The sequence below is a fragment of the Devosia sp. genome (assembly GCF_035944845.1).
In the GTDB taxonomy this organism is placed as follows: domain Bacteria; phylum Pseudomonadota; class Alphaproteobacteria; order Rhizobiales; family Devosiaceae; genus Devosia_A.
In genome coordinates this window covers 1-14,179 of the sequence record NZ_DASZAW010000038.1, presented here as the reverse complement: position 1 = coordinate 14,179, position 14,179 = coordinate 1, and the positions used below count along the sequence as shown (strand labels likewise).

14 protein-coding genes are annotated in these 14,179 nt (G+C 63.8%); 13 read left to right on the top strand and 1 reads right to left on the bottom strand.

All coding sequences use genetic code 11. The features are described 5' to 3' along the window. Positions 1-7 precede the first annotated feature (7 nt). The 13 genes from rpsB (at position 8) to VGV07_RS06480 (ending at position 12,895) form a co-directional block, all read left to right on the top strand. Complete coding sequence (rpsB, locus tag VGV07_RS06540; RefSeq protein ID WP_326867885.1) at positions 8-793, top strand: 30S ribosomal protein S2; 786 nt, start codon at positions 8-10, stop codon at positions 791-793. 74 nt (positions 794-867) lie between these two features. After that, positions 868-1,794 (top strand): translation elongation factor Ts, encoded by a 927-nt coding sequence (gene tsf, locus VGV07_RS06535; protein ID WP_326867883.1) that lies wholly within the window; start codon positions 868-870, stop codon positions 1,792-1,794. A 110-nt stretch (positions 1,795-1,904) separates the two neighbouring features. Continuing rightward, complete coding sequence (gene pyrH / locus VGV07_RS06530; protein WP_326867882.1) at positions 1,905-2,618, top strand: UMP kinase; 714 nt, start codon at positions 1,905-1,907, stop codon at positions 2,616-2,618. A gap of 26 nt (positions 2,619-2,644) precedes the next feature. After that, positions 2,645-3,205, top strand: a complete 561-nt coding sequence (gene frr / locus VGV07_RS06525) for a ribosome recycling factor (protein ID WP_326867881.1) — start codon at positions 2,645-2,647, stop codon at positions 3,203-3,205. 36 nt (positions 3,206-3,241) lie between these two features. Continuing rightward, positions 3,242-4,003 carry an isoprenyl transferase gene (locus VGV07_RS06520; RefSeq protein WP_326867880.1) on the top strand — a complete coding sequence of 254 codons (762 nt, stop codon included), beginning with the start codon at positions 3,242-3,244 and terminating at the stop codon, positions 4,001-4,003. Next, on the top strand, positions 4,000-4,887 hold the full coding sequence (locus VGV07_RS06515; protein WP_326867879.1) for a phosphatidate cytidylyltransferase: 888 nt from the start codon (positions 4,000-4,002) through the stop codon (positions 4,885-4,887). The genes VGV07_RS06520 and VGV07_RS06515 overlap by 4 nt, the downstream gene beginning before the upstream one ends. An 83-nt stretch (positions 4,888-4,970) precedes the next feature. Next, the gene (gene rseP / locus VGV07_RS06510; RefSeq protein ID WP_326867878.1) at positions 4,971-6,080 is read left to right on the top strand and encodes an RIP metalloprotease RseP; all 1,110 of its coding nucleotides are present in this window, start codon (positions 4,971-4,973) and stop codon (positions 6,078-6,080) included. Positions 6,081-6,353: 273 nt separating this feature from the next. After that, entirely contained in the window at positions 6,354-8,525 is a 2,172-nt protein-coding gene (bamA, locus tag VGV07_RS06505; protein ID WP_326867877.1) for an outer membrane protein assembly factor BamA, read from the top strand. 94 nt (positions 8,526-8,619) lie between these two features. Then, positions 8,620-9,648: a UDP-3-O-(3-hydroxymyristoyl)glucosamine N-acyltransferase gene (gene lpxD / locus VGV07_RS06500; RefSeq protein ID WP_326867876.1), complete on the top strand. Its 1,029-nt coding sequence runs from the start codon at positions 8,620-8,622 to the stop codon at positions 9,646-9,648. Positions 9,649-9,695: 47 nt separating this feature from the next. After that, entirely contained in the window at positions 9,696-10,133 is a 438-nt protein-coding gene (gene fabZ, locus VGV07_RS06495) for a 3-hydroxyacyl-ACP dehydratase FabZ (protein ID WP_326867884.1), read from the top strand. Next, positions 10,130-10,939 (top strand): acyl-ACP--UDP-N-acetylglucosamine O-acyltransferase, encoded by an 810-nt coding sequence (gene lpxA, locus VGV07_RS06490; protein WP_326867875.1) that lies wholly within the window; start codon positions 10,130-10,132, stop codon positions 10,937-10,939. Before fabZ ends, lpxA begins: the two co-directional genes overlap by 4 nt. Then, positions 10,939-11,757: a UDP-2,3-diacylglucosamine diphosphatase LpxI domain-containing protein gene (gene lpxI / locus VGV07_RS06485; protein WP_326867874.1), complete on the top strand. Its 819-nt coding sequence runs from the start codon at positions 10,939-10,941 to the stop codon at positions 11,755-11,757. Before lpxA ends, lpxI begins: the two co-directional genes overlap by 1 nt. After that, on the top strand, positions 11,750-12,895 hold the full coding sequence (locus VGV07_RS06480) for a lipid-A-disaccharide synthase (protein WP_326867873.1): 1,146 nt from the start codon (positions 11,750-11,752) through the stop codon (positions 12,893-12,895). Before lpxI ends, VGV07_RS06480 begins: the two co-directional genes overlap by 8 nt. On the opposite strand, the gene VGV07_RS06475 is transcribed toward VGV07_RS06480, so the two are convergent. Next, positions 12,871-14,163 carry a citrate synthase gene (locus VGV07_RS06475; protein ID WP_326867872.1) on the bottom strand — a complete coding sequence of 431 codons (1,293 nt, stop codon included), beginning with the start codon at positions 14,161-14,163 and terminating at the stop codon, positions 12,871-12,873. The two genes, VGV07_RS06480 and VGV07_RS06475, sit on opposite strands and share 25 nt — an antisense overlap. Between the last annotated feature and the right edge of the window lie 16 nt (positions 14,164-14,179).

Sequence of the window (14,179 nt, the reverse complement as noted above, 5' to 3'; positions counted from 1 at the left end):
GCCTTCCATGGCATTGCCCGATTTTTCCATGCGTCAGCTGCTCGAAGCAGGTGTTCACTTCGGCCACCAGAAGCACCGCTGGAACCCCAAGATGGAACGCCACATTTTCGGCGTCCGCAACGACATCCACATTCTCGACCTCAGCCAGACCGTGCCGGCCCTGCAGCGCGCGCTGCAGCTGATCTCGGACACCGTCGCCGACGGTGGCCGCGTGCTGTTCGTCGGCACCAAGCGCCAGGCGGCGCCGGTGGTGGCCGAGGCTGCTCGCCAGTCCGCCCAGTACTACGTCAACTCGCGCTGGCTCGGCGGCACGCTGACCAACTGGCAGACCATTTCGAACTCGATCGCCCGTCTGCGCGAGCTCGAGGCCCAGCAGGCCGAAGGCGGCCATGGCCTGACCAAGAAGGAGCTGCTGCTCCTCAGCCGTGAGCAGGAGCGCCTCGAGCGCGATCTCGGCGGCATCAAGGACATGGGGAACCTGCCGAACCTGCTGTTCGTGATCGACACCAACAAGGAAGCGAACGCCATCAAGGAAGCCAAGCGTCTTGGCATCCCGGTGATCGCGATCGTCGACTCGAACTCGGATCCCGATACCGTCGATTTCGCCATTCCGGGCAATGACGACGCGGCTCGCGCCCTCGAGCTCTACTGCTCGCTGGTGTCGCGCGCGGCCATCGACGGGATCGGTCGTTCGGCCGCCGGCCGTGGCGCCGATCTGGGTGCCTCTGCCGAGGCTCCGGAAGAGCCGGCGCTCAGCGCCGAAGACGCCGACACGTCGTCTGCCGCCAACTAATCCGGTTCGCTCCGGGTTACGCATTCGAACAATGGCGCGGCTCCACTCATGGGGCCGCGGAAAGGTGATATGAAATGGCTGTTTCCGCTCAGCAGGTTAAAGAGCTCCGCGAACTGACCGGCGTGGGGATGATGGACTGCAAGAAGGCCCTCGAGGAGACCGGTGGCGACATGGAAGCGGCAGTCGACTGGCTGCGCACCCGTGGTCTCGCCAAGGCCGCCAAGAAGGCCGGCCGCGTCGCGGCCGAAGGTCTGGTCGGCGTGTCGATCGACGGCACCCGCGGTGCGATCGTCGAGGTGAACTCCGAGACCGATTTCGTCGCTCGCAACGACCAGTTCCAGACCATCGTCGGCAACATCGCCAAGCTCGCCCTCGACGCCAATGGCGATGTGAGCAAGCTCAGCGAGATGCCGTATCCGGGTTCGGGCCGTTCCGCTTCGGCCGAGCTGACCGATGCGATCGCCAAGATCGGCGAGAACATGAACCTGCGCCGCACCGGCACGCTCACCGTCAAGGACGGCGTGATCGGTTCGTACGTGCACAACTCCGTGGCGCCCGGCCTCGGCAAGCTCGGCGTGATCGTCGGGCTCGAGTCGACCGGTGACAAGGCGGCGCTGAGTGCCTTGGGCAAGCAGCTTGCCATGCACATCGCCAACACCAAGCCGCTGAGCGTGTCGCCCGATGACATCGACCAGGACGTGGTGGCTCGCGAGCGCGCCATCTTCACCGAGCAGGCCAAGGAATCCGGCAAGCCGGACGCCGTCATCGAAAAGATGATCGAAGGCCGCGTGCGCAAGTTCTACGAAGAAGTCACGCTGCTTTCGCAGGTGTTCGTGATCGACGGCGAGACCAAGATCGCCGACGTGGTCAAGAATGCCGAGAAGGATGTCGGCGCCCCGATCAAGGTGACGGGCTTCGTCGCCTATGCGCTGGGCGAGGGCATCGCCAAGGAAGAGACCGACTTCGCAGCTGAAGTTGCTGCCACTGCCGGCGTGAAGTAAGACGCGGGATAAGTTTCGGACGGGCTGGTCAACAGCCCGTCCGAATATGCCATAACCGCCTGCGACGCCCCTAGATTCGGGCCTTGCTTCGCACCTCGGGAGACTGACGAATGGCCAAATCCGCCTACAAACGGATTCTGCTGAAAGTCTCCGGCGAAGTGCTTGCCGGCGACCAATCCTTCGGCATCGAGCCAAAGTTCCTCCACGCCATGGCTGACCAGATCGCCGAGGTCGCCAAGAGCGGCGTTCAGGTGGCGATCGTCATCGGTGCGGGCAATATCTTCCGCGGCATGGCCGTGGCCGCCAAGGGCGGCGACCGGGTGACCAGCGACCTGATGGGCATGCTGGGCACGGTGATCAACTCGCTGGCGCTCGGCGACGCCATCGAGCAGAAGGGCCTCAAGGTCAAAGTCTATTCCAACGTGCCGATGGAGACGGTGGCCGACACATTCACCGCCCGCGACGCCAACCTGGCCCTGGCCGACGGCTACGTCGTGGTCTGCGCCGGTGGCACCGGCAGCCCATTCTTCACTACCGACACGGCGGCGGCGCTCAAGGCGATCGAGCTCAGGTGCGATGTGCTGCTCAAAGGCACCAAGGTCGATGGGGTCTATTCAGAGGACCCCAAGAAGAACCCCCAGGCGCTGCGTTTCGAGACGATCAGCCATGAAGAAGTGATCGCCAAGGACCTGCGCGTCATGGATACGGCCGCCTTCGCGCTTGCCCGCGACAACGGCTTGCCGATAATTGTTTACGCGCTCGACGACAAGGAAGGCCTCAAGGGCGTCCTGGCCGGCCGGGCAAGGAGTACACGCGTCGGCTAAGGCGCGGATATACAAGGAGTTTTACCATGGTCGAGGCATTCTCGCTGCCCGCACTCAAGGACCGGATGCAGAAGTCGATCGTCTCGCTGAGGGACGAACTGGCTGGCCTCAGGACCGGTCGCGCAAGCGCCAGCCTGCTGGAGCCCGTAACGGTGGAGGCCTATGGCGGCCGCATGCCGCTGAACCAGGTGGCGACGGTCACGGTGCCGGAAGCTCGCATGCTGAGCGTGCAGGTGTGGGATCGCACCCTCGCCGGCGCCGTGGAAAAGGCCATCCGCAATTCGGGTCTCGGGCTCAACCCGGCGGCCGAGGGCACGGTGATCCGTGTGCCGCTGCCGGAGCTCAATGAAGAGCGCCGCCGCGACTTGACCAAAGTTGCACACAATTATGCCGAACAGGCGCGCGTCGCCGTGCGCCACATCCGCCGCGACGGCATGGACCTGCTGAAAAAGCTCGAGAAGGATGGCGAAATCAGCCAGGACGACAGCCGCAAGCAGGGCGACCTGGTGCAGCAGGCGACCGACGCCGCCGTGGCCGATATCGACAATGTGCTGGCCGTCAAGGAACAGGAAATCATGCAGGTCTAGGATAGGCCTGCAACGCGCTGCCCCTGGAGGGCGTCTATGTCCGCCGATACTGCCGTCGCCACGACGCTCAACGAGAAGCCGGGCCTCAAGATTCCCGCGCACCTGGCGGTTATCATGGACGGCAATGGGCGCTGGGCGAAAGCGCGCGGCAAGGTGCGGACCGAAGGGCATGTCGAGGGCGTCAAGGCGCTCCGCCGGCTGGTCGATCTCTCCATCCGCTACGGCATCAAGCACCTCACGGTGTTCAGCTTTTCGTCGGAGAACTGGAGCCGACCGCGCGACGAAGTGAACTTCATCTTCGGCCTCCTGCACAGGTTCGTTGCTTCCGATCTCGCAACGCTGATCCAGAACAATGTCAGGGTTCGGATTATCGGCACCCGCACCGGGCTCGATGAAGCCCTGAAGCGGCTGATCGATGAGGTACAGTTCAAGACCGCGCATAACACCGGGCTCGAGCTGATCGTCGCTTTCAACTATGGCGGAAAATCCGAGTTGACCGAGGCGACCAAGGCGATTGCGCAGGCTGTCGCCTCGGGCAAGCTGCAGGTCGAGGACATCACCGAAGAGACTATTGCCCGGGCGCTCTATACGTCCGGTACTCCGGACCCCGACCTGATCATCCGCACCAGCGGCGAGCAGCGGGTGTCGAATTTCCTGCTCTGGCAGGGCGCTTATTCGGAGTTGGTGTTCGTCGAGGAGAACTGGCCGGATTTCGGCGAGCAGGTCTTTCTCAAGGCGCTCGATGAGTATTCCTCGCGCAGCCGACGCTTTGGCGGGATCGAAACGAGGAGCCCGTGAGCGCACCGGAGGACCAGCGTCCCCAGTTCAACCCGCTTGCCCGCCGGTCCTGGACGGACCTCGGCCCCCGCATCGCTTCGGCATTCGTCCTCCTTGGCATGGCCGGAGTCGGACTCTACTTCGGCTCCTATGTTTTCGCCGCCCTGGTCGCCGTGGTCTTTGCGGGCTGCTATCGCGAGTGGGAGCGGATGGTGACGCTGAAGCCGCTGACTACGGTCGGTGGCGCGCTGATCGGCCTGTTGGTCATCGCGGCGCTGATCTACCCCGCGCTCGGGCCGCTGGCATCGCTGGCCGCCGTCGCCGCGGCTGCCCTGGTAGCGGCCTTCGGCAGCGCGGGCGTGCGCCTCTGGCGGATCGGCGGCGTGGTGTTCTACGGCATCGTCATCATCGCGCTGCTGATCATTCGCGGTGAAGCGACCTGGAACCAGCCCGGCGTGTTCGACAGTGGCCTGTGGACCGGGCTGCTGCTTGGCTGCGTGATCTGGGCGACCGATACGGGGGCCTACTTCACCGGACGGCAGGTGGGCGGCGAAAAGCTCGCCCCGGATATCTCGCCGTCCAAGACCTGGTCGGGAGCCATCGGCGGCTTCGCACTGGGCACGTTGGTCGGGCTGGTGGTCTGGCTGCTGGTCGCTCCGCAATCGCCATGGTGGGTCGGACTGGCGCTGTGCGCCACGCTCAGCATCCTTGGGCAGGTGGGGGATCTGGCCGAGAGTGCCATCAAGCGGCGGTTCCGGATCAAGGATTCGGGCGACATCATCCCAGGGCACGGCGGCCTGATGGATCGGCTCGACAGCCTGACGCTGAGCTCGATCTTTCTCTGCCTCGTGGGGTTTTTGCATAGCGGGCAGGGTGCGGTGGCATCCGGCTTCCTCAACTGGTGACGCCGCGACACCGCGTCCTATCGCAATCTTAACGCATTCGGCCCCTAGGTTTTCCCAGCTGCGGGGCGTTCGGGACCGACGACATGGACTTTGTTTTCTGGCTGCTTTCCTACGTGGTGCCATTCCTCGTAGTGCTCACCATCATCGTGTTCGTGCACGAGATGGGGCACTATCTGGTGGCGCGCTGGAATGGCATCGCCATCCAGGCCTTCTCGATCGGCTTCGGCCCGGAACTCATCGGTTTCAACGACAAGCGCGGCACGCGCTGGAAACTCTCGGCGATCCCGCTGGGCGGCTATGTCCGTTTCGTCGGCGACATGAACGCAACGAGCATGCCGGACGAGGCCTTCATCGAGCGGGCCGGGCCCGAGTTGAGCCGGCAGCTGTTCGTCAACAAGAACGTGTGGCAACGCATCTCGGTGGTGATCGCCGGGCCGGTCGCCAACATCATCTTCACCCTGCTGGTGCTCTACGCGCTGTTGCTCGGCTACGGTCGCTACACCATTCCTGCGGTGCTGGATGCCGTGCCAGTTGAATCGGTGGCGGGGCAGGCGGGCCTTGCCGAAGGCGACCGCATCGTGTCGGTCGATGGCTTTGAGGTCCGTGGCTTCGAGGACTTCCAGCGCCTGATCGCTACGGCGCCGGAGCGCCAGGTGACGATCACCTTCGATCGGGACGGGCGGACCGAGACCATTACCGCCGTGCCGCAGGCCGTATCGACCACAGACCGGTTCGGCAACGCGCATCGGATCGGACGTCTCGGAGTCACCAAGAACATCGACCAGTCCGATGTCGTGCTCTATCGGCCGGATCCGGTCGAAGCGATCGGCATGACCTTCGAGGAAGTCCGCTTCATCATCGACCGGACAGTGGCCTTCCTGGGCGACTTCTTCGTCGGGCGGGGCGACGTCGAGCAGCTTGGCGGGCCGGTGAAGGTGGCCAAGGTCTCGGGCGAAGTCGCCAGTCTCGGGATTGTCGCGCTGATCAACCTGATGGCGCTTCTCTCCCTGAACATCGGCATTTTCAACCTGTTGCCGATCCCGATGCTCGATGGCGGCCATCTGGCCTACTACCTGGTGGAAGCGGCGCGCGGAAAGCCATTGAGCCAACGGGTCCAGGAGATCGGTTATCGGTTCGGACTGGCGATCGTGTTCACACTGATGGTGTTCACGCTGATCAACGACCTGTTCTGAGGGAATCCTCGGAGCGTGGCCGTGTCGAGTGGCCGACATATTATCGCCGCTCCTCGGACGCATTTGCCCGAATGCCCCTACATTCCCGTTAACCCTTGGATAAGCTTAGTTTTCCAGGTGTTGCAGGAATGCACGAGGGCCAATCTTTCGCTAACCTCGAAGCCCGTCGCGGCTTGTCCGTGGTTAAAATTCCAGTAAAAGCTTTTGATGGAGTTAGCTGGGGACGCTGTGCATGGCGATTCCCGGCGTAGGTCGCACGAGGCAACAAGAATCATGACGAACCCGAAAAAGCTGATGCGCGGTATCTTTGTAGCGCTCGCCCTCGTGGCAGCGCCGCTTGCAGGCGTCAGCGGTACATTCATCGGGGTCGATGCGGCCCAGGCTCAGCAGCAACGCCTCATCTCGGCGGTGCTGTTCGAAGGCAACAGCGGCTTCTCCGACGCCCAACTGCTCGCGATGGTCAACGTGGCGGAGCAGGGGAGCTTCACCGAGGCTGGCCTTGCGGCCGATGCGGAGTCGATCCGCCTCGCCTATGTCGGCAAGGGCTATATGGGCGTGACGGTGGCGCCGCGGGTCGAGCAGTCCGAGAGCGGTCGTGCGCGCATTACCTTCGTGGTCAACGAAGGCCAGCGCACCGGCATCGCCGCGATCAACTTCACCGGCAACAATTCGATCAACTCGGGCACTCTCAAGTCCATCATCCGGACCCATGAGACGAGCCTGTTGAGCTGGTTGTTCCGCGACGACACCTACAGCGAAGACCTGTTGGCGATCGACCGCGGCCTGATCGAGCTCTACTACATGAACCACGGCTACCCGGATGCGCAGGTGACGTCGGCCGTCGGCGAGTACGATGCGTCGCGCAACGCGTATTTCGTGAACTTCACCATTTCCGAAGGCGAACGCTATCGCTTCGGTGAGATCGGTGTCGAAACCTCGATCCCGGGCCTCAATCCTGATGCCATGACCGGTGCGATCCGTACCGGCAAGGGTGGCACATATTCGCTGGCCGACCTGCAGAAGTCGCAGGAAGACCTGGCGTTCGAGGCGACGGCGCAGGGCTACTCCTTTGCCGACGTGCGTCCGCGTGTTGATCGCGATGTGGCCAACAGCACCTTCAACGTCACCTACCTGGTTGACGAGGGGGCCCGTGTCTATGTCGAGCGCATCAACATCAGCGGCAACACCAAGACCCGCGACGCGGTGATCCGTCGTGAGCTGGATTTCGGTGAAGGCGACCCCTTCAACCGTTCGATGGTGCAGCGTGGCAAGACTCGTATCGAACGCCTTGGTTTCTTCAAGACCGTTGCGCTCGACATGGCGCCGGGTAGTTCGCCGGACAAGGTGGTGATCAATATCACAGTCGAGGAACAGTCGACCGGCGACTACGGCTTGACCGCAGGCTTTGACTCGACCGCAGGCCTCTTGGGTGAGGTGTCGGTGACCGAGCGCAACTTCCTCGGTCGCGGGCAGTACGTCCGCGCCGCAGTGAGCGCTTCGGGATCGGGCCAGAGCTTCGACTTCTCGTTTACCGAGCCGCGCTTCATGGGCCTGCGCGTGTCGTCGGGTGTCGATTTCTATCACCGTATCGTCGAAGAGACGGACAGCAACATCTATGGAATGACTTCGACCGGTGGTCAGCTTCGTTTCGGTGCGCCGATTACGACGGATCTCAGCGGCTCGGTGTTTGTTGGTCTTGAGCAAAAGGTCATCAAGGACGAGTCGATGTGTGATGTGGACAACGATCCCGTTACGCCCGACGAGGAGTGCCGACGCTCTGAGATTATCGACGTCGATGTGAACGATACGTTCAACAAGGCGTGGGTCGGCTATTCTCTGGCCTACAACACGCTTGACGACACCAAGCATCCGACGGAAGGCATCTATGCAACCTTCTCGCAGCAGTTCATCGGCTGGGACTACAACCTGCTGAAGACCGAAGCAAAGGCACGCTACTTCATGCCGCTGCTGTCGGACTGGAACGTTATCGGGAGTGTGAAGGGTCAGGCCGGTTACATCACATCATTGGATGGTGGCGGTGTGTTCCCGCTTGAGACCTTCCGCAGTGCCGGATCGCTGGTTCGCGGCTTCCAGAGTGGCGGCATGGGGCCGAAGACAACGACGTCGGGCGAGCGTCTCGGCTATACGGCTTATGCTGGGGTGTCCGCCGAAATCGAGTTCCCCATTCCTGTCTTGCCAGAGACGTACGGGGTACGTGGGTCCATCTGGGCTGACGCGGCGATTATCGATGGCAACGGTTCCTTCACTGCCCCGACGACCATCGCGCCGGGCAGCATCGACCAGAACTTCAAGTCGGCGGTTGGCGCCTCGATCATCTGGGACAGCCCGTTCGGACCGCTGCGTGGCGACTTCGCCCACGTGCTGAACAAGGCGACGGACGACAAGACCCAGGTCTTCTCGCTCACGCTGCAGCAGCTGCTGTAATCTATCGGTCGGCCGGCGCTCTGCCGGCCTTCCTTCCGGTTATCGAGGCCGCGGCGCGGTTGCCCCGCGGCCTCTTTGTTGTGTAATGACAGCCATGGTCGATACGCGCTTCCATTCCTCGTCGGGACCGATTTCGCTTGGTGTCGTACTGTCGACGCTGGGCCGGAAAGTCGACGTCGACGAAGCCAGAGCGGCCGAACTGGTGATCAGCGGTGCCGAGGAGCTTCCGCTGGCGGGACCCGCCCACCTTGCCCTTGCGGCACAGGCGGAGTATCGCGCCGCGCTGGCCGAGACCGGCGCCGGCGCTGTCATCGTGCATCCCAGGTTCCTTGCCGACGTGCCGGCGGGCGCCGTGCCCCTCGTCGATGAGCGCCCGCACGAACTGTTCGTCGATCTATTGGAGCGGCTCTATCCGCTTGGCACTCGCGGCGTCGCGTCCGGGCTGTTCGAAGCTGGTGGCGCTGCGCCGTTCATCGAGGAGGGCGTGCGGATCGGGGCCAACGTGGTGATCGGACCCGGCGTCGAGATCGGTCGTAACACCATCATCGGACCCAATACCGTCATCGGCAAGGGCGTAACCATCGGCCGGAACGCGGTGATCGCTTCGAACGTGTCAATCGAGTGCGCCTATGTTGGCAACAACGTCGTGCTGCATGCCGGAGTGCGGATCGGCAGCGAAGGCTTCGGTTGGCTGGGGCAGGGGCGTTCCAACCGCAAGATCCCGCAATTGGGCCGCGTCATCGTCCAGGATGGGGTCGAGATTGGTGCCAATTCGACTGTCGATCGTGGTGCGCTTGGCGATACCGTGGTTGGCGAAGGCACCAAGATCGACAATCTCGTGCAGATTGGCCACAACTCGCGCATCGGTCGCTATTGCCTGATTGCCGGTACCTGCGGTATCGGCGGCGGCACGATCATTGGCGACAACGTGCTGGTGGGTGGCGGGGCCGGCACAGCCGGGCATTTGCGGATCGGCAACGGCAGCATATTGTCGGCCCGTTGCCTCGTCACCAAGGACGTGCCGGCGGGGGCGCGAGTTGGCGGTTATCCCGCACAGGACCTGAAGAGCTGGCAGCGCGAGATTGCGATGCTGCGGCGACTGAACAAAAGGGGACGAGAGTGACGGTTACGAACGAGGCTCCACCGAGCGAGACCAAGGAATTCTCGTCGATGGATATCGGCCAGATCCTGTCGGTTCTTCCCCATCGCTACCCGTTCCTCTTGATCGACAAGATCATCGAGGTCGACGGTGACAACTCTGGAATCGGGATCAAGAACGTCACGTTCAACGAGCCGATCTTCCAGGGACACTTTCCGGGCGAGCCGGTGTTTCCCGGCGTGCTGATCATCGAAGGCATGGCCCAGACGGCCGGCGCGATGGCAATCGCCGCCGGCGCCGCGGGGGGCGAGAAGCACATCGTCTACCTGCTGACGATCGACAAGTGCAAGTTCCGCAAGCCCGCCAAGCCCGGCGACCAGATCGAGTATCACATCAGGAAGCTGCGCCGCCGCATGACCATGGGCTGGTTCGAGGCGAAGGCGATCGTCGACGGCGTCGTGATTGCCGAGGCCGAGGTCGGCGCCATGGTGAGCCCCAGCGAGCGATGAGCGTCCATCCTTCGGCAATCGTCGAGGCCGGCGCCAAGCTTGGGGCCGGTGTCAAAGTCGGGCCGTTCTGCGTGGTCGGAAGCGACGTGACGCTTGGCGACGGCGTCGAGCTCATCTCGCATGCAGTGGTCACCGGGCGTACCAGCGTCGGCGCGCGCACCGTAGTGTTTCCCTTCGCTTCGGTGGGACACCGACCGCAGGATCTCAAGTATGCCGGTGAGCCCTCGACGCTGACCATCGGCACCGACTGCGTCATCCGCGAGCACGTGACCATCAATCCAGGCACGGCCGGTGGCGGCATGAAGACCGTCATCGGCAACCACTGCCTCCTGATGATCGGCGTGCATATCGGGCATGACTGCATCCTCGGCAATCACATCATTCTGTCGAACAATACGGGCATTGCCGGGCACTGCATGATTGACGACTATGTCATCATGAGTGGCCACTCGGGCTCGGCCCAGTTTGTCCACATCGGCGCACACGCCTTTGTCGGCGGCATGACCAAGGTCGAAAAGGACGTGATCCCTTACGGCACGGTGCTGGGCAATCCGGCTGCCCTGTCGGGAGTTAACCTCGTCGGTCTCAAGCGGCGTGGTTTCGATCGCGAGGCGATCCACCGCTTGCGCACCGCCTACCGCATGATCTTTGCCAGTGAAGGGACGCTGCGAGAACGGGTCGATGACGCCTCGGCCATGTTCCCCGACGAGCAACTGGTGCAGGATGTGGTGAGCTTCATCGCTGCCGCCGAACGGCCGCTGACCCTGCCGGGAAACCTGCCGATCAACGTCCCCGGCGAGGAATGATGCCGCGCCGGCTTTCCGTCCTTGCCGGGTCGGGAGCCCTGGTCTCCCATGTGGTCGAAGCCGCGTTGGCGGCGGGTGACGAGGTCCAGGTCATTGGTTTCGTGCCGCAACCCGAGCGAGCCGGGGCGTCGTTGATCGCGGCCGACCTGACCAATCCTGCCGGCGCGATTGCTGCCGTCTCCGGCTTCCGGACAACACATGTGGTGCTGGCCGGTGGCCTCGTGATCTCGGATCGCCAGCGCGAGGGGCTTGCAGGCTTTGCCACCAGTTCACCCGGCACGGCTCAGGGCGACGCCGCCTTGTCGACGGTGACCGCTGCCATTGAGAAGCTCACCGGCGCCAAGGTGATCGGCGTGCACGAAATAGCTGCCGATGTGCTGGCGGCCGCCGGTACGCTCGCAGGCCGCTCGCCGACCGATGCGGAACTAGCGGCTGCACGCCAGGGGCTGCTGGCGGCGCGGGAGATCGGTCGGCTCGATCTCGGACAGGCGGTCGTCGTCGCCGGGCGACGTTTGGTTGCCGCCGAAGATGTGGGAGGGACCGATGAGTTGCTGGCCCGTGTGGCCGCGCATCGCGCCGCCGGCCGCATTGGGGACGGCACCGGGCCACTGGTGCTGGCCAAGGCCGCAAAGCCGCAGCAGCCGCTCTACGTCGACCTGCCGGCGATCGGACCGGATACCGTCAGCAACGCCGCCGCCGCCGGCATCGGCCTGATCGTCGTCGAAGCCGGCAAGTCACTGGTTCTGGATCGACCGGCGCTTGCCGCGGCGGCCGACCGACACGGCATCGCGGTCATCGGCCTCGGCATCGATGGCTGAGCCGCTGCGCCTCTTCATCGTCGCGGGAGAGGCCTCTGGTGACCGCATCGGAGCCGACCTGGTGCAGCGGCTCCGTCGTCAGGTTCCGCTCACGCTTTCCGGCGTTGGAGGGCCCGAGCTCGAGGTCGAGGGGCTGAGCAGTCTCTTCCCGATGGCGAACCTGTCTGTGATGGGCTGGAGCGATGTGCTGCGGCGGTTACCACTGCTGCTCTGGCGGCTGCGGCAGACGGCCAACGCCATCATCAGGCAGCGTCCTGACGTCGTCGTGCTGATCGACTCACAGGTCTTCGTCAAGGCCGTCGCCGCGCGGGTTCGCCGGGCCGGTGTCACGGTCCCGATGCTGCTCTACGTGGCGCCCAGCATCTGGGCCTGGCGGCCGGAACGCGCCCTCGAACTGAAGCCGCTGTTTGACGAAGTGCTGGCGGTGCTGCCGTTCGAGCCAAAAGTGATGGCAGAGCTTGCCGGTCCGCCAACCACCTATGTCGGCCATCCGGCGCTGTCGCGCTTCCCGATGCGACCAGCCCAGCCCGATCGTGGTCCATTGCTGCTGCTGCCGGGCAGCCGTGACGGCGAGTTGCGGCGCCATCTGCCGCTGATGCGCGAGGCAGCGAAAATGCTGCTGCGGCATCCGCGCGTCACCGGCTTTGTCATCCCCACATTGCCGTCGCTGGCAGAGCGCCTCAGGAGCGAGGTCGCGAGTTGGCCAATGCCGGTTCAGATCGTCAGCGGCGGCGCACGCAACGCCGCCTTTGCCTCAGCCTATGCTGCGTTTGCGGTCAGCGGCACCATCACGTTCGAACTTGCCATGTCCGGGGTGCCGATGGTCGTCACCTATGTCGCCGACCCGCACCAGGCCCGGCGCGCGGCGAAGCTCGGCCGGCCGGTGCAGATCGCATTGCCCAACATCATTCTCGGTCGCGAGGTTGTTCCGGAGTTGCAGTTCGTCGACCCCAAAGCCGAGCGTTCGCTGGCGCCGCTTGCGGCTCTGCTGGATGAGTCCGAGGCAGTGGCGGCCCAGGTCGCCGCCTTCCAGGAACTCCGCGCCCTGATGCAACAAGGGGCGCCCGAGGCGCCCCTTGTCGATCCCGCCGAGCGGGTGCTTGCCCTGGCCAATCAGCGGCTGCTGATCGGTTCGTAGTCGCGCACCGGCGCGCCGTTGTAGAGCTGGCGCGGGCGGCCGATCTTCTTTTGCGGGTCGCCGATCATTTCCTTCCACTGCGCGATCCAGCCAACGGTGCGGCTAAGTGCGAAGATGGCGGTGAACATCGAGGTCGGGAAGCCGATCGCATCGAGGATGATGCCCGAGTAGAAATCGACGTTCGGGTAAAGCTTGCGATCAATGAAGTACTGGTCGGAGAGGGCGATCCGCTCGAGCTCCTTGGCCACCTGCAAGGTCGGCGACAAATTGTCGGCGCCGAGCTGGGCCAAGACGTCATTGGCGGCCTGCTGCATTACCTTGGCGCGCGGATCGTAGTTCTTATAGACGCGGTGGCCAAAGCCCATCAGGCGGAAGCCCGAGTTCTTGTCCTTGGCCTTGGCGATGAACTCGGGGATGCGGTCGACGGAGCCGATCTGCTTGAGCATATTGAGCGCCGCTTCGTTGGCGCCGCCATGGGCGGGACCCCAGAGGCAGGCCACGCCCGCCGCGATACAGGCGAACGGGTTGGCGTCGGACGAGCCGGCGAGGCGCACGGTCGAGGTCGAGGCGTTCTGTTCGTGGTCGGCGTGGAGGGTGAAGATCAGGTCCATGGCGCGCGCCACGACCGGGTTCACCACAAAATCCTCGGCCGGAACCGAGAAGCACATGCGCAGGAAGTTCGAGGCGTAGTCGAGGTCGTTGCGCGGATAGACGAAGGGCTGGCCCACCGAGTACTTGTAGGCCATGGCGACGATCGTCGGGATCTTGGCGATCATGCGGATCGAGGCGATCTCGCGCTGCTCGGGATCGTTGATGTCGATCGAGTCGTGGTAGAAGGCGGCCATGGCGCCGACCACGCCGCAGACGATCGCCATCGGGTGCGCATCGCGACGGAAGCCGCGATAGAAATAGTGCATCTGCTCGTGCACCATGGTGTGGCGCGTGACGCGCTGCTCGAAATCGGCCATCTGCGCCTTGCTGGGCAGCTCGCCGTAAAGGAGCAGGTAGCAGACCTCGAGATAGTTCGACTTCTCGGCCAACTGTTCGATCGGGTAGCCCCGATACATCAGTTCGCCCTTGTCGCCGTCGATATAGGTGATGGCGCTGTCGGTCGCAGCGGTCGAGGTGAAGCCCGGGTCATAGGTGAACATGCCGGTCTTGGCGTAGAGTGAGCGGATATCGATGACATCCGGCCCAACCGAGCCCGAAAGCACCGGGAACTCGAAAGTCTGGTCCCCGATGGTGAGTTTGGCGACGGTATCGCTCATCTTCGCACTCCTTGAT